General features: G+C 39.2%; 15 protein-coding genes. 7 read left to right on the plus strand and 8 right to left on the minus strand.

What is annotated here, in order from left to right; genetic code table 11:
- Positions 1-265: 265 nt before the first annotated feature.
- Positions 266-1,351: a beta propeller repeat protein gene (locus PTUN_RS18830; RefSeq protein WP_009836354.1), complete on the plus strand. Its 1,086-nt coding sequence runs from the start codon at positions 266-268 to the stop codon at positions 1,349-1,351.
- A 446-nt stretch (positions 1,352-1,797) separates the two neighbouring features.
- On the plus strand, positions 1,798-2,163 hold the full coding sequence (locus tag PTUN_RS18835) for a 2OG-Fe(II) oxygenase family protein (protein ID WP_009836353.1): 366 nt from the start codon (positions 1,798-1,800) through the stop codon (positions 2,161-2,163).
- Between the two features lie 325 nt (positions 2,164-2,488).
- Here the strand turns inward: PTUN_RS18835 and PTUN_RS18840 are convergent, their stop codons facing one another.
- Both PTUN_RS18840 and PTUN_RS18845 read right to left on the minus strand, forming a co-directional pair.
- Positions 2,489-4,177 carry a hypothetical protein gene (locus PTUN_RS18840; RefSeq protein WP_009836352.1) on the minus strand — a complete coding sequence of 563 codons (1,689 nt, stop codon included), beginning with the start codon at positions 4,175-4,177 and terminating at the stop codon, positions 2,489-2,491.
- Positions 4,178-4,537: 360 nt separating this feature from the next.
- Positions 4,538-5,440, minus strand: coding sequence for a LysR substrate-binding domain-containing protein (locus tag PTUN_RS18845; RefSeq protein ID WP_009836351.1), 903 nt, complete (start codon positions 5,438-5,440; stop codon positions 4,538-4,540).
- Positions 5,441-5,599: 159 nt separating this feature from the next.
- Between PTUN_RS18845 and PTUN_RS18850 the strand changes: the two genes are divergently transcribed.
- Complete coding sequence (locus tag PTUN_RS18850; RefSeq protein ID WP_119081656.1) at positions 5,600-7,645, plus strand: TonB-dependent receptor domain-containing protein; 2,046 nt, start codon at positions 5,600-5,602, stop codon at positions 7,643-7,645.
- 531 nt (positions 7,646-8,176) lie between these two features.
- Here the strand turns inward: PTUN_RS18850 and PTUN_RS18855 are convergent.
- Both PTUN_RS18855 and PTUN_RS18860 read right to left on the minus strand, forming a co-directional pair.
- Positions 8,177-9,799, minus strand: a complete 1,623-nt coding sequence (locus tag PTUN_RS18855) for a PepSY-associated TM helix domain-containing protein (RefSeq protein WP_009836348.1) — start codon at positions 9,797-9,799, stop codon at positions 8,177-8,179.
- Positions 9,796-10,086: a hypothetical protein gene (locus PTUN_RS18860; protein WP_009836347.1), complete on the minus strand. Its 291-nt coding sequence runs from the start codon at positions 10,084-10,086 to the stop codon at positions 9,796-9,798. Before PTUN_RS18860 ends, PTUN_RS18855 begins: the two co-directional genes overlap by 4 nt.
- Positions 10,087-10,650: 564 nt before the next feature.
- On the opposite strand from PTUN_RS18860, the gene PTUN_RS18870 reads away from it, so the two are divergent.
- Complete coding sequence (locus tag PTUN_RS18870) at positions 10,651-12,708, plus strand: TonB-dependent receptor (RefSeq protein ID WP_009836345.1); 2,058 nt, start codon at positions 10,651-10,653, stop codon at positions 12,706-12,708.
- A gap of 186 nt (positions 12,709-12,894) precedes the next feature.
- Here the strand turns inward: PTUN_RS18870 and PTUN_RS18875 are convergent, their stop codons facing one another.
- Entirely contained in the window at positions 12,895-13,548 is a 654-nt protein-coding gene (locus PTUN_RS18875) for a DUF1826 domain-containing protein (protein ID WP_009836344.1), read from the minus strand.
- A 218-nt stretch (positions 13,549-13,766) separates the two neighbouring features.
- Positions 13,767-13,973, minus strand: coding sequence for a hypothetical protein (locus PTUN_RS18880; protein WP_009836343.1), 207 nt, complete (start codon positions 13,971-13,973; stop codon positions 13,767-13,769).
- 282 nt (positions 13,974-14,255) lie between these two features.
- Between PTUN_RS18880 and PTUN_RS18885 the strand changes: the two genes are divergently transcribed.
- From PTUN_RS18885 to PTUN_RS21865, 3 genes are all read left to right on the plus strand, one after another.
- Entirely contained in the window at positions 14,256-14,612 is a 357-nt protein-coding gene (locus tag PTUN_RS18885) for a VOC family protein (protein ID WP_009836342.1), read from the plus strand.
- An 89-nt stretch (positions 14,613-14,701) separates the two neighbouring features.
- A complete protein-coding gene (phnW, locus tag PTUN_RS18890; protein ID WP_009836341.1) occupies positions 14,702-15,796 on the plus strand; it encodes a 2-aminoethylphosphonate--pyruvate transaminase in 1,095 nt (364 codons plus the stop codon).
- Between the two features lie 45 nt (positions 15,797-15,841).
- A complete protein-coding gene (locus tag PTUN_RS21865; protein ID WP_009836339.1) occupies positions 15,842-15,979 on the plus strand; it encodes a hypothetical protein in 138 nt (45 codons plus the stop codon).
- A gap of 111 nt (positions 15,980-16,090) precedes the next feature.
- Here PTUN_RS21865 and PTUN_RS18895 read toward each other — a convergent pair whose 3' ends face one another.
- A complete protein-coding gene (locus PTUN_RS18895) occupies positions 16,091-16,528 on the minus strand; it encodes a hypothetical protein (protein WP_009836338.1) in 438 nt (145 codons plus the stop codon).
- Positions 16,482-23,534, minus strand: a complete 7,053-nt coding sequence (locus PTUN_RS18900; protein ID WP_009836337.1) for an outer membrane protein assembly factor BamB family protein — start codon at positions 23,532-23,534, stop codon at positions 16,482-16,484. The genes PTUN_RS18895 and PTUN_RS18900 overlap by 47 nt, the downstream gene beginning before the upstream one ends.
- Positions 23,535-23,713: the final 179 nt, after the last annotated feature.

Consider the following 23,713-nt stretch of genomic DNA (forward strand, 5'->3'; position numbering starts at 1 on the left):
TTTTCTGCTTTTGTGGTTTTGAATTGTGCCTGTTTCATCACAACTTACGGGCGATTAATTCAATATGTAGTTTATTAATGTTGGATTATTACGCTGTAGTAATAAATTGAGTCACTTTCAGCGTAGCCTCTCGGTTTGCTCGCGGTGAAAATGTATTTGCTTAACAACATAATAACTTACTTTGATTACATCGAATTACAGTTTTTAATTTAACCTTGGCTAATCTTGTTAATTAATAATAAAAGTAAAAAAATCAGGGTTGATTATGTATAACAACAATTATTTTCTTCTAGTGCTTACCTTTGTAAGTTTATTACTTATCGGTTGTAACTCGGGCTCTAACGATAAAGGTGGCCTAATACCAGAAGCCGTAGCTCCTAAATTTATTGAGTTTGGGTTGGAACGTCACAAAGTAGAAAAGCTGCTGAAAGTTAATGACCAGCTAATCGCATTGACCGACCAAGGTCTGTATCGTTATGACACTCAATGGCATGCATTGACTGATACCACTTATCACCTTTTAGATATGGCTATAATTAGTGATACTCATTGGATAGCAAGCGTAAAGCAAGCAGAGCGTGCATTTTTTATTGAGAGTGGGGATGCTGGAGCATCTTGGCAATTGTTCGATGATGATTTTGGCGGTGAAGATTCTGGCACTGATGGATCAATGAATGAAGTAGCAAGAACACTTGTTTATGACCCTAAAAAGGAACAATTGTATGCTACGGGAACTAATGTGCTGGCGAGTTCATCGGACTTTGCGCGTTCTTGGACTGTGGAAGAGGGGCTGTGGGGGTCAATGGGAAGTGGTCTAGGCTCAATTTTATTACATCAAGAAAAGCAAGATGTTTGGTATGGCGGACAAAATGCCATCGAAAATCCAATCTTAGAGCAATTTAATACCGAGACATATTCACTTACCATGCATGGTCAGGCTATTGGCGATCATTTACCTAGTCCAAGCGTGATTTATCAGATTTTAGTTGATCCAAAAAACAGTGAACGCATTATTGCCAGTGGTGAAGGTGGGATAGTCCACACAATTAATTATGGCGATACTTGGCAACCATTGTTAAATGAGCAAAACTATCGCTTTCATTTTTCGCCAGTATTTGATCCCAAAGATCATAATAGGCTCTTTACCGCAGGTTGGAGTAAAGGCGCTGATATTCAACCGCTTATTTTAGAAGTAAGTCAGGATAATGGTCAGAATTGGCAAGCCTATACCTATGAAAAGGATGGACTTGAAGGTGGTGTAAGAAGCCTATTAGCAGTTGAAGAATCAAGTAAAACAGTGCTTTACATCGGATTGTATAAAAATGGTGTCGTTAAAGTGAGTTTTGAATAGATTCAGCATTAAATTGCTTAATACCAAAAAACTAATATCAAAAAGCTTTAGCATTCAACAATATCGTCTTGATATAAAAACACTCAGCCTCATTATTACGAGGCTTTTTTATCGTCAATGTGCGCGGCTAAATTATGCCGTGCTAAATCACACCTTATGCGTTAGTTAAAATCACCTCATTATCCCGGTGTCGCAAAGTGCCTCGGTTCGCTCGGTGGAGAGAATGTCTTAGGTGACGCAGTGATTTTATTCTTTTTAATGCCCGCTCACGTTTTTAAATTCGATTATGTCTAAACAATTCGATGATTAATATAATTAATCATTATAATCAGTTTCAATGTAAAACTTATTAAGTGATTGAATCAAAATAGTAACTCAGATACCGTTGTCTTATTAAAATTTAAAACGAGTAATGCTTGATACTCGTTGGTATTTCTAGAGTTTATATGTCTTATCTGAGTAAATTATTTCGTTGGGAACGCGGCAAACAAAAGTCAGGCTACGATAAAATGCTACTTTGTTGGGCTAAATGGCCAATAAAATTTGATACTTACCTGCTAAAATTTCCACAAGGAAGTGAAATAGCGCCACACACTGACCAAGTTGATTCAGGTAAACACTATCGACTAAATATAGTGCTAAAAAACGCAGATCTGGGTGGAGAGTTTATTTGTGAAAATCCAATTTTTGAAACAAAGCGCATTAAGTTATTTCGGCCTGATATCAGTGAGCACCAAGTATCAAAAGTCGTAAAGGGTGAGAGGTATTTACTGAGTATTGGCTGGTTCAAAGAACATTTCACAAGCGCATAAAAGATGGTAAGACGATAAATTTGTGTTCTTTAATGACTCATCTCAGTCATGAAAAATAAGGCGTTCAAAATATCGCGCCAGAAAAACTGGACTGACAAACGCCACAAGACTGTTTGTTAAACCTATCATAATCATAGGTATCTCACTGATAAATCAAAGCGTTCATCGATTAATAAATACAAGAACCTTATGTTTGGAATTTAAAGTGTCGGCTGAAAATTGATTACTGTCTGACTTAGGTCACTAAGCAGTAGCACTATGATTTAACTAATTAATAAAGATGTGTTTAATTGTTCAATCAAACACATCTTTATTTCGTCGTAACTTAAAGATAAATCAGGGTATCTTGTTGGCTTTGGCTGTTGTTTAATAATAAAATAGATGCGCCAGAGGCGACGATTTTTAGCGCAGTAAATTCTTGCCAACTCTTATTTGAGAATATTTTTTTACTATTTTCTATCGTACCATCGGTTATCCACACATCACCTTCGCCTTCGATATAAAAAAGCAGAAAGCCTTGCTCAAGCGTGATATTTGAAAATGCGGTGCTTTCTTGTCTTAACGCAATAATAGGGGAGGACGCTAAATTGAAATGCTCAATGAGCTGGTTGTTATCAAGCGTGTTGTCACCTTTATAAAGTGCAGTAATTTCAGCTTGTGATTGTGACAGTTGTGAGGCTGTAACTAATAAATCCTGGTGTGAAGCAATTAAATTTGCGCTGGTCGTTTTATAGGGTTGCCATGTCATCGACTGGTTTTCGACGTCAAATGATAAAATGTTATCACCTTCAATCATCAGTAATTTATTGTTAGATTGATTGACCTGCCACAATGCAAATTGCTGTTGCTTATTAAGGGTTTGAATTACTTGATTCACTGGGTTATTCATCACTTCAATGGCGGTGAAAATCCATTGATTGGCGGCGTCTCTTGCAAGCCAAAAAACACCATTTTGAATTGACATTGCACCGTGGTCCGACACCTCAGTGGCCTGTTGGGCTACGTTGGTTGATGGCTTATTGCTATCTGAGACAAATCGGTCGAGTACCAATGCCCCTTCTCTGCGTGTTATCCACGAGAGTGTGTTGTTAGAGCTAAATAGCGGTGAGGCAACTGTTTGCGAAATGGGCCTGACTCTGAGCCACGTTCCATCGGTTTTGATAAATTTATATAAGCCATCACTTGCAAGACTATATAGGGTGTCGTTATGTGACACTAAACTAAAAAAGCTGCCACTAAATAGGTTGGGAGTGACTGAAGACCCATTATCGATCTTTAATGAATAAATGGAATTGTTGAATATAAAGAACGACTGACTAGATACAGTATGTATTGCAATATTTTGTGGCTGCGTAGTGGCGGTCAGACCCAAAGGAATGCGCTTATTTTGACTTATAAGCATAGCTTCGAATCCTGAATTATCTGTAGTTTGCTCACTGGTAATGACAAACTCTTCACAGGCAAGTCTCCAGTCAGTGCTCTGCTGGGGGGATTGAGTAAAGTCACATAATAAAGGGCCATCAGAAGACAAGACTATTGGCGTAGAAGATGTATTTATTTGTGTTTCAATACTGTGATCTTTAATCGTAAAGATTTGATCGTCTAGTTTTACCCTAACGGCATAAGGTAAAGCAGCGTCAATTAAAATTGAAGAGAAGTTATCGACGACTTTACTTTCACAGACAACAAGTAGTTCATAGTTAGAGTCCGTTAACTTATTGATTTCAGAACTACATTGATGAGTATCTGGAAATACAATGTCAGTGGGATTTGAGTATTTCGCTGCTGTAGCGGTTATTTGGCGACCCGAATTAATACTATATTTTTTTCCTAACCAATCAAAAGAGACACTTTCATTATTTAGCCCTGATAATTTTACATTTAATTCGAATTGTGAATCTGTAGGCGCTGGCGGGTTAGTGGGATTACTTGAACTTCCTCCCCCACCAGAGCATGCAATGTTTGCTAGGCTCAAAAAAGAGATGACGCTTAACTTCCATAGTTGTATTTTCATATTAGCTTCCTAATTGCCTTAAAATGCTCAGATAGTCATGGTAACAAAAGTAAGTGACTAATAGTACCTAAAATGGGTTTTGTGTTTAATAGTCGATTATTCGTATTTTTATGTGCATGATTTTAGAACGTTATTACACCTATAAACCGATTTAATATAGCACTGATTTTATTTTAAGATTTTGATATCTAAGTATTAATTTTTATTTTAATCATATCAGGCTCGGTGTCTATCCGTCTTCATGCCCTGTAACGAACATTATTATTCAGTGCAGCCAGAGTTTGTTTTTTGACTCACCTCATAACTTGCCAGAAAGCTTATGCCAATAGGTTCACTGCTTTTAGCGAAGTTAATATAGGGTCAATTTTTCGAAAAATACGCTTTTAAAACTTCCAGCACTTTTTTGACTTTATAGGGTGCGTTGTTGCTCGTGGTCAGGGCATAAATTTGATGAGGTGCAATATGCCAGCTGGGTAATAACTTAACCAGCTCACCGCGAGATAGTTGTTCTTGGATTTCTAATTCTGGCAGCATAGCAATGCCTAAACCATGGCATACATGACTGATGAGGGAGTTTAAATCATTAAACTCCATTTGTGATTCTGGTTTGATATCGGTACTGGGATGGTGTTTGGCTGACAAATGAATATCACTTAGCACGCCATTATAACTGAGCCCTAACCAAGAGTGTTCTAGTAGTTCAGCAGGCGTTGAGGGGTAGCCGCGTCGTGCAAGGTAACTGGGGCTGGCGTAAATATGTTTGCCACATTGGCCTAAAGGGTAAAAATACAACTGTGAATCTTTGGGTGTGCCGACATCAATAATAATATCTATGCCTTTAGCAATTGGGTCTATGGTACCGTCTTTAGCGTAAATCGATATTTTTAATGCTGGGTTTTCTATTACCACTGAAGATAGAGCTTGAGCGATTGGTTGTGTCGAAAGGCCAACGGGCAACGCAATACGTAATTTACCGGTTAAAGCGCTTTTAATTTCATGCACGGAATTTTCGGCGGCTTGTGCTGCTTCGAGCGCTTTTTTACCTTGAGCATAATAACGTTCGCCCGCTTCAGAGAGGTTTATTTTACGGGTGGTGCGATTAAGAAGTCTGATGCCAAGTTCCATCTCGAGTCTGGTGATGTGTTGGCTTATTGCAGAGGTTGTCATGCCTAAAGATTGAGCTGCTTTTCCCATCGAACCGCAATCGACTACCTGACAAAAAATTCCATTGAGTTTTAATCGTGCTAAAAATTGCCCGTCCATTCATATCCTTTGTAATTGTTAAGTACAGCTTAAAAGTGTTGTAAGTAATACATGTCTATTCAAACAGAACCAAAGTCTATACCATGCGCGCACTTCAACTATGTAAATGATAATTGATATCATTTGTAATTGCATGTTAATTTTTTAATGGATAGTGAAATGAAATTTAAATACTCTGCGATAGTTATAGCCTTTTTGTCTGCTAAGAGTGCTGTTGCAAATGAGGTGACTGAGCTGGAACTGACGAAGGTGAAAACAGATAAAGAAATTGCCAGTGAAGTTGCAGGAAAAGAGCTCGAACTAAAGCAAGTTAATGACTTAAAAGGAGCACTCAATGTTGTAGCTGGTGTGTCGGTTGGTAATAGCACACGTTATGGCCAAAAAACCTATTTACGTGGGGTTGAAGAGCATTCAGCCAATATTACGATTGATGGTGTGCGTCAAGATGGTCAATTATTTCACCATTCTGGCAATCAAGTGGTTGATACCAGTATGTTTAAAGCTGTGTCGGTTGAGTTAGGTGCCACATCGGTTTTAAGTGGTTATGGCGCTAATACCGGTGCAATCTCGTATCAAACAAAAGATCCTACTGATTTACTTGCGGCAAATGAAGCCTTTGCTGGTAGTACCTCTATTGGTATGGACAGTGCAACTGAATTTAAACAGTTTAACTTCAGCGTTTATGGCCGAGTCAATCAGCAATTTAGCCTACTTGCGATGCTGACTGCTAATCAAAGCGGCGATATTAAAACCCCTAATGCAGATCCAATCGTTAATAAGCATAGCGAACTAAAAAGTGGTTTAGTGAAAGCAGTATACGATATTGATAGCGCACAAAAATTAACATTGAATATACAGTCGGTTGAAGATGGTGGTAACCGAGCATTCTCTGGTGAAAAACCGGGTATGAGTGAGCTTGAAAAAGAAGAGCTTTACAATGGTCATAATCGCGATACTTACAGCATGGTGTACATCAATGACAGCATTGATCCGCTCATTGATCTATATGTGAATGTGTATTTGAATGAAAAATCAATGAACCGTGAACAATCAACAGGCAAAAATGAGGTCAGAGATGCCAAAGGACAATGGCAAGTTGATGGTACTATTTTTTATCCTGAGCGTGATTACTTTTATAAAACCACTGGCTTAGATATTCGTAATACCTCGCATATTAATGGGTTAGCCTGGACCTATGGCATCGAATCGTTTAAATCAGAGCAGCGAATTGAAGCCGCAGCGTTGCAAAAAACCACTAAAGCTAATGGTGATGTAACTACTCGTGATATGTCGGTCAATAATGGCCCAAATGCACGCTTAATGAGCGCTTATGTACAAACTGAGTTTGGTGTGGGTGGTGTAACCTTTATTCCGGGAGTTCGTTATGATAGTTATAAACTCGGTGGTGTGTACGATTTATCATTTAATGAATTTTCGCCTAAGTTCACAGCCGCATGGCAGGCTAGTCGTGATCTGAACTTAAGATTAGGCTATGGCAAAATCTTTAAAGGACCAGGCTTACCTGAAGTGCTGATGATTAACAATACTATCAGCCAAGCCGATAATGTTGAGGCTGAAAAGGGAGCGCATCTTGAGTTTGATATTAACTACGATTTAAGCAATATACTTGGCTTACAAAGTGCTGCGGCATATGCCAATGTCTATCAGTTCACGATTGATGATAGTTTTCACCCGACAAAAAACACCTCATTGGCCAACGGGCGTTTTGATATGAAAAACAATGGGGTAGAAGCTGGTTTTCGTTTTAATCATCAGCAATTAAGCGGTTATATTAATTACAGTTATAACGATGGTGAGCGAGATTATAATGAGTACAAAACAGATGATTTGTATTCGGGAAGTCATGAAGTAAATGTTGGCTTAACCTATCAAGCGAGCGATGAATGGGTATTCGGTTGGTATAATACTTTAGTGAGTAACGTGTCCTTGAGTGATACCTATGTTAATCGTCAAGGTGAGTTAGTCTCTGATCCAATTGAAAAAGTGGGTTATGGCGTGGCAAATATTTGGTTATCGTTTGAACCTAAAGCAGTTGCTGGACTGAGAGTTAACCTCGCCGTCGACAACGTGTTTGATAAAGCCTATCAAAACCATAAGAGCTTTGGTATGTATTGGGGCAATGCGGAATATAACGATAATGAAGTGGGCCGTAACATTAAAGCCGCCGTTAGTTACAACTTTTAAGTAAAAAGCAGCAACATTGTTGTTGCTGCTTTTTAAATTGAATACAAAAGGTGTCGCTTGGTGCTGAAAATGTGCGTGGTGATCCTTGAAATTTTACTTGTACTGATGCTCAATCCAAGGTTTTAGAAATCCATGAACGACATCAGTTTTCGATTTTTAAAGCAATATTTATGCTATTGTAAACACTCAGCCCCATAACCACATGGGGCTTTTTTATTCGTACCATAGCCATCAAATTCTATAACAATTAAGTACTGCTGGGCCGTTTCTAGATGTGAGTTCAAAACCGATAAAAGCGGTAAATCCATCGTTGAAAATACCACTTATTAAAGCTGGGTAAGAACGTGAGGTAACAAATCTAATTATCCTCGAAATCATTCCTTTTCATAGCAAGGTGCTTGGTGTGAAAATACGATTTTTGCTTCTACGGTTTGATTTAATTTAACATTTTAGGTTGTTTAAGGTGCAAAATATGTGTGTATATCGAGGGCGTTAAGTTAAGGAAGCTTTGCTCCCTTAACTTATAATTGGCTAAGAATTTGCTTCTAGGTTTTGTGCGCTGATGCGCTGTTTAACCGCTGGGCTTGCAATAAACCAAATACTGTTTTGCTCGCCATGATGCGCCCGTTGTTTGACTTTTTGCTGACCAAAATAGGCGATACCAGCAAATAAAACAGCAATTAATTCAACATACCAAGCTTGGTCATGAGTGTTAAACCAAGGTGTTGGCAATAATAGTGCGGTACCTAAGCTGGTGATTGGGATTAATAGACACAACAAAATGATAAGGTTTAATAAGTGAATGGCTGCTTTGGCTGCACCTTGCCAAAATGCATAGCCTAATGCGCCTAAAAAGGTCGTGTAATAGACCCAGACATAAATTTCATTGACCTTTAATGCACTGCTAGTCGCCCATTTGGTGATTAATATCGCAGCCATTACACCAGCGATACAACCTAAACAAACACCTACGGTGAGAGCGGCCATTCGAGTATAGCTTTTACTTTGTTCAATACTGTGCTTGTTACGTCTTTTTTCAAGCCACAATAAATTACCGGTATAAAACAGTGCTGCACCACCAAGTCCTAAAATAAAATAAACCCAGCGAACCCATTGCCCGCCATAACTGCCAAAATGCAGTGCAAAAAAGCTTGCAACAATCCTGCTCCAAATTCCCTCATTCCCAGGGGTCAAGGTTGAGCCGGTTATTTCTAAAGTATAAGGATTCATATACAGGTAATCATAGAGTGGGCCTCGCATCATTTCGTGTTCATTCAATAAGGTTAAAGTGGCAAAGGGGGTGGTGGTATTGAGGCCAAAAAAACTGATAGTCTGCACTTGATAGCCACTGACATAGGCTTGTGCTGCATTGATGTGTTCACTGATGTTGGGTAAGGCGTCTATTTGGTATGCAACAGCGGCGGCTGATGAGCGTTCAAACAGTGCAACCTCGCCATAAATAAGGCTTAAACCGGCGTAAAAAAAATCATGAAAAGCAAATACGACCGCAGTGAGGGCAATAATGATATGAAAAGGAAAGCTTGTGATCCCAAGTAAGTTATGGCTATCGAGCCAAAAACGGCTGGGCCCTTTATTTTTTCGCAGCGCAAAAAAACTTTTAGTTAAGGTTGGCAGTAAGAAAATAAAGCCAGACACCAGGGCTAAAAAATAGATTAAGGCGGCAAAGCCAACAATATAACCGCCAACTAGATGATGGCCAAGTTCACCTGGGATCCCTGCACTTTGATGTAAGTAATCAATTAAGTTAGCGAGCTCGTTTGGGGTTTCAAGCACGCTGATAAGCTGACCTTGGGGGTCTAGGCTTGCGTGGCGGATGCTGTCATTAAGACCTAGCTCACGCGCATTACCCGATTCGTACCATGTAAGTGGGCTATGACTTGGGTTTAAATCAAGTGTAAAACCTTTAATAACAGCTGGAAATTGTGAGGTTGCTAGGTCAATTAAATGATCATAATTGGTTGTTTGTGGGTGGCTTAATGTCAATTCTGGCGGCGATGACCAACTATCGATAGGCTCCTTAAACATGGTTAATGCACCAGCAAAAAAGCCGATAAATAAAAATAATCCCGCAATAATTCCGGTCCACGAGTGCAAGTTTTGGTAGGTTCTTAAAATAGGGCTTGGTATTTTCATAACAGACTCTTTAGCAAAAAATAGCTGGTAAAAACGACAAGGTTAGCGCCACCTAGATAGAGCAAAGCACTTCGACGATGAGGAAATAAGTACACTAGGCTTAAAGTTGTTAACCAAATTGGCGAAATCATCCACATATTAAATTGCACCTTGTCTTTTGCTGTTATGCCTTGAGGGCCAAACCAAGCAAAAAGTGCCACTAATCCATACGCAAGTGATAAGCCCAGCACTGTACCTATGAGGGTTTTGCTCCACCAGTGAGCTTTAAATTGGTTGTTAGTGCCCATTATCAGTTCCTTTAAATATGAAAGAGCAAAACGGTAAAATGGCGCTAAGCAACATCAATAGAACTAATAAAGAAAACACACTGGCAACAGCACTCTTTACTACTAATAAGCTTAAAAATGACAACATCACTAAAGCACAGGCCCAACCTCGGTATTTTTTAGCGAGAGGTTTTCGCCTAAAATTTTGATATTTAGAGGTTAAATAGAACAGATAAATAGCAGTTAACGCAAAGAAAATAGCAAGTACTTCAAACACAATTGTTTCCACTCCTTGAAAAAATACAGTTAAAAATCATTAACCTATCGATTTTTTAATCCTAATGGCTATGGAACCATCACCAAGACTGGCTTTAATGATGAGCAAACAAGCGTTTTGGGTCATTCAATCGATAAAAAGCAGTGCATTATGATGAAATTAAATAAAAAGTTCAAATATAAATGATAACAATTACCATTTGAGTTATCGTAGTTGTTTTGGTACATTTACGCCGGTTTTTATTCTTATCTCAGTTTAACCATACGCTTTTTTTATTTGGTTTCTTATTTGTTTTTACAGAGGAATGTATGACGACGAATGTATTTCGATTTAGTGCCTTAGCATTGTCTATCGTGTCAGTTTTATCAAGCGCAAGTGCATTAGCAGATGATGTGGCCGCAGATGCTATTACATCGATTGAAAAAATCACCGTAATGGGTGAAAAAACCGAGCGGTCTTTAAAAGATACCACCTCATCAGTGTCAGTTATTAGTGCCGAGCAGTTGGCTAATGGGCAGTATTTATCCGTGTCTAATGCCATTGCGCAAGTATCGAATGTGGTGGTGCTTAGTGGGTCAGTACCTGATATTCGCGGTGTGTCTGGTAATGGTGCGGCAACAGGTTTTAACTCGTTTACTGGCGGTGCAAAAGCGCGTGTTTCAACCATTGTTGATGGCGTAATTGAACCGTTTGTTGCAGATTTAACTGGTGATACAGGTCTGTGGGATATCGCGCAAATCGAAGTATTTCGTGGTCCTCAATCGACCAGTAATGGGCGTAACAGTATTGCCGGCTCGCTATTTATTAAAACCAATGACCCAAGTTTTGATTGGGATGGCGCTGCACGTTTAGGTTATCGTAATCAAACTAACTTTGTTGATAGCGCTATCATGTTGACAGGGCCGATTTTAAACGATCAACTGGCTTTTCGTATTACGGCGCAAAATGTTGACGGCGATACCTACAATAAAGGCCTCAATCATGAGGCGAACCCTGCGACTTATGATTTAAATGAGCTTAAAACCCAGCGTTTTAGAAGCAAGTTTTTATGGCAGCCAAATCAAAATGATGACTTACAGATCATGTATAGTTATGCCTTTAATAAAGAAACAGGTGATACGGGGCGTAAATATTTTGAGGGGCAAGATCCTTGGGCCTATATTCCGGTCTTCCAGCGCGATATGACGACAGAATCGGGCACACACTCAGTTAAGGTCGATTATCAATTAGATAACAGCAGTTCAGTCGACTTAATTGTAGCAATCATGGATTATGACTGGGGCTTTGACAGTTATGAACCCCTGCCTGAACATCAATCGAGTGTCAGAATGGACGATGACAGCACCATGATTGATGCAAAATACAGTTTTGGTTTAGATACACCGCACCTTAAAGGTTTTATTGGTTTTGCTCATTACCAGCGCAGCCAAGATTTTGGCAGCAAAGGTGCCAACGTATATTCGGGTGATGACCGCAGTGACTCTGATGCCATTTATGGTGAGGTGAGTGTGGATGTAGGCGTGCAATATCGTGTTATTGCTGGTGGTCGCGTAGAAAAAGAAAAACAACGTCGTAATTTTGCGATGCAGTCACGAACAGGTGTTGTAGGTGATAAACTCAATACCGATAAAACCATCGTACTACCTAAATTAGTGCTGCAATATTTATACTCTGATAATACGACTATTTCGGCCAGTGCGCGCCGAGGTTATAACTCTGCTGGCGGTGCACTCTCTCGTGATAATGAATATTATTATTACGATGAAGAGTCGGTGAATACCTATGAATTAACGCTTAGAAGTAGTTTAAATAATGGTAACGTGAATATTAGCGCTAATGCATTTTATAACAATTATGATGGTTATCAGTCTTCAAATAAACAACGCCGTATTACCAATATTGATAAAGTAATAACGCAAGGCGTTGAGCTTGAAATTTACACTATGCTAGGCTCTGATCTGCAATTAAAAGGTGGCTTAGGTTTATTAACTTCAGACATAAAAGCGGCAGATGTTACATTTGGCGATATTATTGGTAACGAGCTCAATAGTGCACCCTCGATTACAGCAAATATTGGCGCTACGTATTGGTTAAACGATGAGTTTAGTCTTGCACTTAGCAGCAATTATGTTGATGATTATTATGCTGATTTTGAAAATACTAAAGAACGCATCGCGGGCGATTATATGCTGACCCGTATCAATGTCGATTATGAAAATGAGCATTGGCGAGTGAGTGCGTATATCAATAATGTATTTGATAAAAAAGCGTTAACCGTAAACGAACCACCAGGTTGGTATCCACAAGGCTATGCCTCCGTGGTTGACCCACGCACCTTAGGTATGTCAATCACTTACTATTTTTAAAATTAAGTATTATCCCGTAAATGAAAGACCAGCACCCTTGAGATTGCTGGTCTTTTTTATTTTTAATGTGTCAATCGCAGGCCTATTCTATTGCTCGTCAATCCAACGCAGTTAACGTTGAAAATAGCTGCCTAGGATAGCGTTATTATTCAGTATTTAGGTTACTTAATGCGTAAAAACATTATATTAAGCTAAAAAATCGATATAAATACACAGCCTCGCATCGTTACCTTTAAATTCAGGTGATGCAGAGATTAAAGCGTGCACTTCGTGATCTATCCAATTTGTGCCTTTATATACCGCAATGTCACCGTCACAAAAGTGATTGATCACTGCGGGGTCTGGTTGCTTAATACGATGACGTGTATCTGTGGCTTGCATGGGTAAAAACTCGGCATCTTGATGGGTGATCCATTGCTCGCCCGTGCCACCAAGGGCACAAGCCATACGCACAATCATTTGATTTTGATGAAACGCGGGGCTATGAGCATGATCACAACTGATGATACGCAGGCCAATTTCTTTAGGTTCAAATAAAGTGACAAACATATCGAGCATCAGCATCACATGATTGGTAATCAAATTACCATGGGTGCTGGTTTGAAAAATGCTATCAATGTTACTGGCTAAGTCATTATTAACTGCCCCTTGATAGCGCAACACTTCGCCATGCTGTTGGCTTGCAAATTTTTTTGCTGCCTGTGACAGCGCCCAATTTGCCGCACTACAATAACAGGCAAGGGCGGCATTGGTTTGGTAAATTTCACTTAAGATATGAGCGTGATTATCAATTGGGTAACATGCTTGTGTAAATGATTGATTTAATTGTGGGGCAAACATAAAAACGACACTTATTGTTATGTGATAATATATCAAAAGTATCATTTTATTTTAGCTAGTTCAAAGTGTTTATCTGTATTTACGTTAAAAGAAATAGATTAAGTGGCTAAGCTCAGAAAAGACAATTGGCATGTATCTATAGTTCAAAAGCGAGACGCTATTAAAAATAACGCTCGCGAATCGAAAAATGGCAGTTTTATAGCGTCAATAAGTGTTATTTACGCTATGACAGGTTTGTTTGATTTTGATACTAATACTGCAAGAAAAATCAAGCCTAATGGAAAAAGTAACGCACTGACAAAGCCAATTAAACCACATAAGTAGGGCGAGTCTGTTTTACGTTTACCCAAAGAAAAGCACAACAACACATTAATAATGGCAAATACTGCAAGTAGTTCACCGAGTAATGTGGCGTTAATATTCATGTTTATATCCTTATAAATATATTTAAAAAATATGGGTACAGGCTGTTAGTATTATTTAATGTAAGGTAAAGGTAAATACTATTTGTGTTGTTACATTATGAACGCTATTAGCTTTTAACTGTGTAATCTAAATATAAGAACAACTTATTTACTCAGTTACATAAAGAGATAACGGGTAGTAAATTTATGCTACTTTACACAATTACAGGTTAGATTAACCTGTGTGATTCAACATGTATTTAGGTTACTTGCCTTTATTTTTTATTTATCTAGGAGCACGTTATGCAACAACATCATCACCATGTAAACTACCTTGAATTACCCGCCCGCAATTTAGCTCAGACCAAAGCTTTTTTTAGCCAGGTGTTTGCATGGCACTTTACCGATTATGGTCCAGATTATGCGGCCTTTAGCAATAGCGGTGTTTTGGGCGGATTTTTTCAATCAGATAAAACCAGCAATACAGATAACGGTGCTGCGCTTGTGGTGCTTTATAGTTCGGATTTAGAGCAAACCCTAGCAGCAGTTGAAACTGCAGGTGGCAAAATTAAACAAGCTATTTTTAGTTTTCCGGGTGGGCGTCGTTTTCATTTTATTGAGCCAAGTGGGAATGAGCTTGCGGTGTGGTCAGATAACTAAACGTTTATTTTTAGTCGCGTTTAGCTGATATGATGCCAGTTAATTTTGATATAAATCAGTTACATTTTAGTTTTGGATATTAGCTCATCATGAATCCCTATTTACTGCTTACACCTGGTCCAGTTTCGACCTCAAAACTTGTTAAACAGGCGATGCTGTCTGATTGGTGCGCTTCGGATGATAATTATCATCAGGAAATAGTTGAAGTGATCCGCTCAAAGCTTGTTTCTCTTGCAACCATGGGTGAAGGTTATACCAGTGTATTGATGCAAGGAAGTGATACAGCTAGTCTTGAGGCGTGTTTTGGTACTTTAATCAATAAGACCGATAAATTGTTGATCATCAATAATGGTGCGGATGGCAAACGCATGGTGCAGATCGCACAAAGCTTAAAAATAGCACATACGGTAATAGAAAGTGTCGAAACAACGTTTCTCGATCTCGCTGCTATTAGTAAAAGATTGCAAGATGACCCTCAAATTACCCACATTGCGATGGTCCATTGTGAAACCGCTACAGGTATGCTTAATCCCGCGCAGCAAGTAGGCAATTTGGCACACGAGTTTGGTAAGGTGTATTTTTTAGATGCCATGAATACTTTTGGTGGGATCCCATTTGACTTAGCCGATTGGTATGTTGATGTGATGATAAGTACCGCAAGTCATTGTATTCAAGGAGTGCCAGGAGTTGGCTTTGTAGTATGCAAACAAACCTTGCTTGAACAAAGTAAAGGCCAAGCCCGTGCGCTGTCTTTAGATTTGTATGAACAATGGCATACCATGCACACGCTCCAAGGTAAATGGCGTTTTAGCTCGCCCACTCACGTAGTGCGTGCATTTTACCAAGCGTTAATTGAGCTCGAACGTGAAGGTGGAATTGCTGCTCGTTATACGCGTTATCTGGTTAATCAACAAGGACTGGTGCTGGGGATGAAAGCATTGGGTTTTGAACCCCTGTTGCCCGAAGAACTGCATTCACCCATTGTCACTGCATTTCATTGTTCACAAGCACCTGAGTATAATTTCCATGATTTTTATGAGGCGCTTAAAGAACAAGGCTTTGTGATTTATCCCAGTACAGTCACTACTGCCGATGTTGTTCAAATCGCTAATATTGGCGAAGTATATTTAAAAGACATTGCCGATTTTCTTGATGCGGTTGAGCGAAGTTGCTTCTGGTTATAACTCGCAGCGTTGAGTTGCCATTGGTAGGTGGTTCCAACATTTCCCATGTTTTTAGTTTTTCCTTGGTTGCTGACAAAGTGTGGCTTTTGGCCTGCTTTAGGGATCAGTGCGGTTGGCACAATTTTGGTCTTTTTTATTTTTGCATGGTTAGCCAAACCATTCGGTGTTGATCTGTTACCTTAAAGGTTTACATTTTTAAACCTTAGAGGTGGTAAAAAGTGATCTCGCAGCTTGGTTTGTTAAGCAAAAATGCCATCAAAAGATGGCATTTTTGCTTTGGATGAGAGTTAGAAATTAAGGGCTGGAAAATTGAATATTATCAATCCACGCCGCGTCTTCACCTTCTGAAACACTACCATCTTTACGATAACGCCAAGTAATCGTATTTTCTCCAGTTTGTAGAATAATAGAGAAGGTTTGCCACTGGTTACCTACTATGGTTAATCTGTGTTCATTATTCACTTCAACGACTAATGCATCGCAGCAGCTTTCGCTAATCACCATGGCATCAAAGTTGAGCGTGCCGCTGGTAAATAGTCCTGACAGTGAGAGTTCACTTTGTTGTGAATCTCCGATTTCACCAGAGCGAATGCTTTGATTGCCTTGAGATGCAAACTCAGTAGACAGTGCCCAATTAGCATGTGACGTTGCAGGGTGTTTAAACATGGCGGGCACTTCATTGGTTTCAAACAGTTCGTTCAGTGATTGCTTCTGGTTTTGAATTGCTGTCATTGGGGTCTGTTTGATAACGATTGACTTCATCGCCATCACTAAAGCCATCATTATCAGTATCGACTACCAGGGGTAATGTGGCATAAGTATTGACTTCATCACCATCAGAAAGACCATCTGCATCAGTATCGATGTTATTGGGTTGGGTTTTATGATCAAACTCTTGTAAGTTCGTTAGCCCATCATTATCACTATCTTGCTGTGCATCTAATGCATTAAGTGAATCTAATCCGTACAGTCTTTCCCAAGAATTGGGTATGCCATCGTAATCGTCATCCCCGTCGACATTAAATGCGACAATGGTTGCGCCTTGAGTTACATATAAAATCCCTTCACTAAGGCTCAATTTACCCCCAACATTTAATGTCATCACATTTTGTGTTGCGATGTTGAGAACATAGGTGTTTTGAGCGCTGGCGACGATTACTTTATTACGTGTAACTACAATATTTGAGGTTATGCTCTCAGACACCTCGAATGACCAAAGTAGCTCACCTGAGCGTTCATTAACCGCTTTTAGCACTCCAGACTCGAGTACAAATACTTTGCCAAAGCCGACAGAAGCTTGTTGATTATCGCTAGGGATTGACCAAGTTACCGCTTTGCTAGCTATGTCGTAATGGTAAGTCAACTGATTGTTTGTCGCAATCAAGGCATTGTTTGATAAAACCCCTGCTGTGTTTGGCGCGCAGCCATGCCAGTTGTCATCCTTTATAGTCTCGATTTCCTGGCCATTATAACGGTTGAGGATTGGCGTAGCTGGATTATTTAAACAGACATATAAGTATTGTTCATCCACTGTTGGCGTCCAACGATTTTCTTGTGCAACTGAACTATAAAATTTAAATTCAGAACCAGAAAACCCATAAACTCCCCCCCCTATAGTGTACATATGACTATCATAAGGAGTTGGTGCTAAAAAGGGATTAGGCTCTTCAGGTTTAAAAACTCCCAAATATTCTTTAAAGACTAGCTCACCCGTTTGTGGATTAAGGCTTCTTAACAAAGAGCTGTTTTTATGAGCTGTTTGATAATAGACATAGCCATTACTGTATGCCAGTGAACTAATTGAATCAGCGATTCTGGGTGGGCTCTTTGAATTATCGCTGGCCTCTTTGCTCCAAAGTAATACACCTGAGAATGCATCAAACCCATTGATAGAATACAGTTCTGTATTGCCAGTGCTAACAAAAGCCTTTCCATTTGCAGCTGTCAGCGAGCCTACTACAGCCGAGGAGAGTTCTCTTCGCCAAAGTTCCTTGATGTTTGCATCGGCAATAAGTTGTAAAACAAAACCATCGTGCTTTGCGTTAGCTTGGTAGGTGACCCAGGGCTGGGCTTTCTTAAAGTCAGCTGAATTGTTTGGATCTGTGTGTAAATAAAACTCTTCAAGGTTTGAAAATGAATCATTGTCACTGTCTTGGTTGGCATCGCTGTTATCTAAAGGAGACAAGCGATAGGTGATTTCCCAGCCATCCGTTATGCCATCGTTATCAGAGTCAGAATTGTTCGGTTGTGTTAAATATAAGCGAACCTCATCACTATCACTGAGACCATCTTTGTCTGTATCTATTTTAATCGGGCTGGTTTGATAAGTATTGACCTCATCGCCATCGCTCAGACCATCTGCGTCGGTATCTGTTAAGGATGGATCGCTACTTGAGAGATATTCATTTAAGTTATTTAAACCATCGCCATCGTTATCTAGATAGGCATCGGTGGCATCGTTTGGATTTAACCCAAAAGATTGCTCCCACCAATCAGGTATACCATCAGCATCTGAGTCACCAGAGAGTGAAAAAGCAACCACTTCATTGTCAGCGGCTATAAATAACGCTCCTTCGTTGCTAACCGATAGCTTGCCACCAACCTCAGTTTGCCAAACGACTTGTTGAGTCGAGATATCAAGAGCGTAAGTGTTGGTTAATGAGCCAACAAAAACATGATTACGTGTAATAACAATGTTACTTGAAAGCAGCGTGTTGTCTGATGGTTTCCAATGCCACAATAATTGGCCATCTTGTTCATCGTAAACATTTAACACCCCATCGGCGAGCATATAAATGCGACCGTAACCCACTGAGATTTGAAACAAGGGGTCGGATTTAACGTTTGTTATCCAATTTGTGTTTGTGCCTGATAGTTTTCCACTGGCGAGGCTGGTCCGACTCAAAAACACAACATTGTCGTCAGTCCCTAGTACAGGAGGGTGATATAGGTTCTTTGTTCCCTTTTCATCTATACCACCCATTATAGACTTGCTATAGCTACCATCATGTAAATTTAAAAGCATAATTCTAGTATCACCATGATAGATATAGATATGATCAGTATCTGATGCAATATTGAATGCCTTTGGACTAGAACTGTCGGTCAGTAAAGGAGTCTTCCACGCGATTTCACCGCTTTGTTTGTTATAAGCTCTAAGAAAGTAAGTCGCCCTGTCGATAATGAGATCGTCATTTAGGCTCATCAGGTTGTTTGTTTCAGAAGCATCTTCTCGAGCGACTTGATATATCGGTGCCCCTGATAGGCGATTAAACGCATATAGGTCGTTTTTTGTATTAAGGTAGACATTGGTATCATCAATAACTGGTAAAGAGATTGCTTTGCGATTCTCAATTTGTTTTTGCCAGCTTAGGAGACCATTATGTGCCTTCAAAACAGATATCGTATGCTTGTCGCTGATAAAAACTTGACCAGCAGACGTGGTTACTTGTTGAGTATTACCGTTTGTTTTGAAGCGCCAGCGTTCAGAAATATTTGCCGGGTCAATTAATGTGGCAATAAAACCGGAGCGGCTATTGCTGCCCTGAGAGGTGGCCCAAGGCTGTACAATCGGTGTAGAATTTTGATCAATTGGGTCGGTATCAAGATAAAACTCTTCAACATTCTTAAATGTATCGCCATCATTATCGATGTCTGCATCACTGGCTGATAATGGGTTGAGCGCAAATTGCACTTCAAAAGCATCGTACATGCGATCGTTGTCAGTATCTTTATTGGTAGGCAGCGTATTATGGACATGCACTTCATCACCATCCGATAAACCATCTAAGTCAGTGTCTGCAATATTGGGGTGGGTTTGATATTTAAATTCATCAATGTTAGTAAGTGAATCGTTGTCTGCATCCCATAATGCATCGTTAAAGTTTGGATTTAGATAATAATGAATCTCCCAAAAGTCGGTCATGCCATCATTATCAGAATCGTTACTTAATGGGTTAGTTTGATATTTATTTACTTCATCAAAGTCACTTATATTATCTTCGTCAGAATCGGTTAAGTTGGGGTTGGTAAAATAAGTATTCACCTCTTCAGCATCATTTAAGCCATCACCATCAGTGTCGGCTTTCAGAGGGTTAGTGTGATAATCGTTAACTTCTTGGCTATCTGACAAGCCGTCACCATCACTATCGGTTAAGGTAGGGTTTGTGCGAAGTGCGAATTCAGTTAAGTTACTGAGACCATCGTTGTCGGCATCTAACAGTGCGTCATTTGGATTGTTATCGTCCAAACCAAAAGCGTTTTCCCACCATCCTAATAAACCATCTTGGTCAGTATCAGCAACCTCATGTAAGTCAAAGGTAAACCCATCGTTTGTTTGCCTGAGGATTATTATATCCCCTAAATAGGGAAATACAGCCCGTGATGCACCACTTAAATTTATATGAGCGCCTTTAGAAGGTGACGAACTTGCCCAAAAAAACTCTAGATAAGCTTCATTTTTAGTAGGAGAAGAAAAGTTAACAATTGTATCAGATAACAAAAGTGGCCAAGCTTCTGAAAACCAATTAAAAGAAGTGATTTGAGTTGGGTCATCAGTGCGGATTATTACCGCTTTTTTCGAATATAAATCGGATACAAATAAAGACTCACCATTGTCACTGATACTGAATCTATCACTTCGAGATAAGGTGGTTGAAATTTTTTCGCCCTCAGAAAACTTACCTGTCAATTGGTCTATAACATGACTAAATACACCATAGACAGATTGAGAATAAAGGGTGTTATTTTTTTGATTCCATATAAAGTTAGACGTATGGATAATTATTGAGTCGGTAATATCGCCATTTTGGTTAATGAGTGATACGTTTTTTTCGCTTTTAACAAGCAAATAGTTTCCTGCTGATGCAAGTGTTTCTATTGGCTCATTGAGTGTTCGTATTAGTTTTATTTCGGCATTTAGGTCATCTAAATCAATGGTATAGATGTTATTTAGCCTGGTGAGTATGTAAATTTTGTTCTGTTGTTTTACATACTCCATTTTATATACTGGGCTTGCATTTGGCAGTATAAGGGCATTTAAAAATGATTGAGTTTGAGCGGACCAACGATAAATTTTATTGTCGTGAGCATTAAGTAAATAAACGATGCCGTTGGCATCTATTATTGTTTTTTGAAGATAAAAATTGGGCATGGTGCGGTTATAATCACATACACCATTGTTACCGTGGCTCACTAACCAACAGGTTGTATCATTCGGAAATACATCAAGGTTTAAACCTGTCGTACTATCAGCTTGACTATATCCCTCGTTCCATGTGTTTGGGTAGCCATCGCGATCTGTATCGATTGAAGCAGCGGCATCCTCAGGAAAAGCGTCATCAATGTTCTTGACACCATCATTGTCTCTATCATCATTAGCTATATATGGTTTGAACTCGATGTGCTGACCATTATTAATCACCAATAAGGGGTTGTTATTTAATGTAAGTAGGGCTAAGACCTTCCCTTGGATTGAAAACTGTTCACTTTTTTGATTATCAGCATTAAAGCGTTTTAGTTCAGAGGTTGCAGAACTATTAGTATTGTTTTTTACTGTAATAAATTCATTGTTTTCAGACCAGATTGCAAAATCAAAGGTGGACTGCAGAGTTCCTTTAAATGCTAATGTGTTCGCGTCTAAAATATCGCCACGATCCAAAATGAGAGACAGCCCATCAGGAGAGACTTTTATTATCTTGTACCACCAACCAGTTTTATAATAAGGTGCTGCTGTATGGCTTATTTGTCCAGTTGTTTGATCTATCTTTAGCGATTTAACTTCAGAATCAGAATCAGAATCAGAATAGAAATAGGCATAGTTATTTTTATCATTAAAAGCCATTCCATAATATTGATCGCTAGACCATATTCTATGAGTATCAACCTCCTTTTGAAGGTCATATGTTGTTAGTTCAGAAGATCCTAAAGAAAGAAAAAAGTTACCAGTATCTAAAAGTTTATTCCCCCATGAAAAAGGTGGGTACTCAATTTCATGATCTTGATCGTTAAAGTAAACAATTTGATTGCCCGAAATCGCATAAATACGTTGGTGCTTAACATGGTAAAGTACATCGGTTAGTAACTCAGATTTAATCTTTCTTTCAAAATGCATGTTTTGGAGATTTTGAACCAAAATATGAGAAGATTTCTCTTTAGTTATTAAATGATAAATTATACGGTCGTTAGGTATGGCCTGTATTGATTTTACAGTAATGGATTCTGAGGCCATCCAGGTTAAATAACATTGGCTGCCGTTACCATCTGACTCAATAGCGCATTGTGCATCATTTGGATAAAAGTCGGCATCATCATCAATCCCATCATTATCATCATCGGTATCGGCGTTGTTACCAATACCGTCCAAATCACTATCAACAGACTCCGTGGCATCAAGAGGGAAAGCATCGCTTTCATCTAGCACCCCATCGTTGTCATCATCATTATCTGCATTGTTGCCAATACCATCTAAATCGGTATCGGTAGATTCAGTGGCATCGAGTGGGAAAGCATCGTTTTCGTCAGGAATGCCGTCATTATCGTCATCGGTATCTGCATTGTTACCAATTCCGTCTAAATCGGTATCGTTAGATTCAGTGGCATCGAGTGGGAAAGCATCGTTTTCGTCAGGAATGCCGTCATTATCGTCATCAGTATCGGTATTGTTACCAATGCCATCTAAATCAGTATCAACGGATTCAGTGGCATCGAGTGGAAAGGCATCCTTTTCATCAGGAACGCCATCATTATCATCATCGATATCGGTTAAATTTGGGTAACCATCAAAGTCGGTATCAAGTGAAAGAGGCTGCGGCTTAAAAGTGACCTCACCGGATGCTAATTGGTCGGTATTAATACTAGTATTTAAAATACTTTGCTCACTAATAAGCAGTTGAGCTATTTGGGCCAAGTTAAACGGTGTTTCTGTGCCTGTATTGGTCAACGTCATATGAGCGATAGGAGCGCCTAATACCGCTTCAAGGTAGCGATTGTTATTGGCAATGCCTTCGCCATCAATCACACCATCGGTCAAATCTTGAGCTAAGAGTTTAAACGCAGCGTTGTTATCAATTGCTAATTTATTCGCGAGAGCTTCAACTAATACTGCGATGGCTTCGAGCTGCGTTCGATGTTCTAAAATTTGCTGGGTTTTTGATGTATCAGACGTTAATAATGCCGAGAAAGTAAACGGGTCATAATCTTGTGAACCACCAAAATTAAACAGCGCTAAGGTTTTTGTTGTAGCTTGCAGCAGTGCTTGTGAGAAGTTGCTAGTAGTCGAGATGTTTTCAGTAACAGCATTTACTATAAGAGTGGTAAGCGCAGAGGTATTAATTGGTGTGTTATTTTTAAGTTGCTCACTTGAAACAACTGACAACATAGAGCTTAAAATGGGGGCTTGAGACGTAAGTAAATCAAGTGTTTGAGAGGTTGTGGTCACTTCAACCAAATAATGCTCTGCAAAAGGCTCAGTAATGGCGATATTTTCAAATAACGCTTTGTTATTTGAGCTCCCGGTGACAACTAGCGGCCCTTTTAAATCAGCTTTAGTCGTGTCGATTTGGTAAACAGACACTTGAGCATTCGCAATTGGACCTTTAATCGCCATACCCTGTAATTTATAGCTTTGTTTTACGATGGGGGGAATTATTGGTTTTTTGGTATCAGACCCTCCACCACCACACGCGGTGAGTGTTAATAAAGACAATAATAATGGTGAGATTAACTTGGCCGATGCCATTGATTCTTCCTTGAAAAGTAATAATAGGTACTAAATTTACATTTAATAGATTGATATGGTAATCGTAAGGTTATAATTTATAAAATAAATCTACCTAAGTATTTTTTTGTTTATACAATAGATTTTTGAAATTTAGATGTGAGGTCAGTGTATAACTGAGTTCCTGCTCCATATTCAAT

The organism is Pseudoalteromonas tunicata, from assembly GCF_002310815.1.
Taxonomy (GTDB): domain Bacteria; phylum Pseudomonadota; class Gammaproteobacteria; order Enterobacterales; family Alteromonadaceae; genus Pseudoalteromonas; species Pseudoalteromonas tunicata.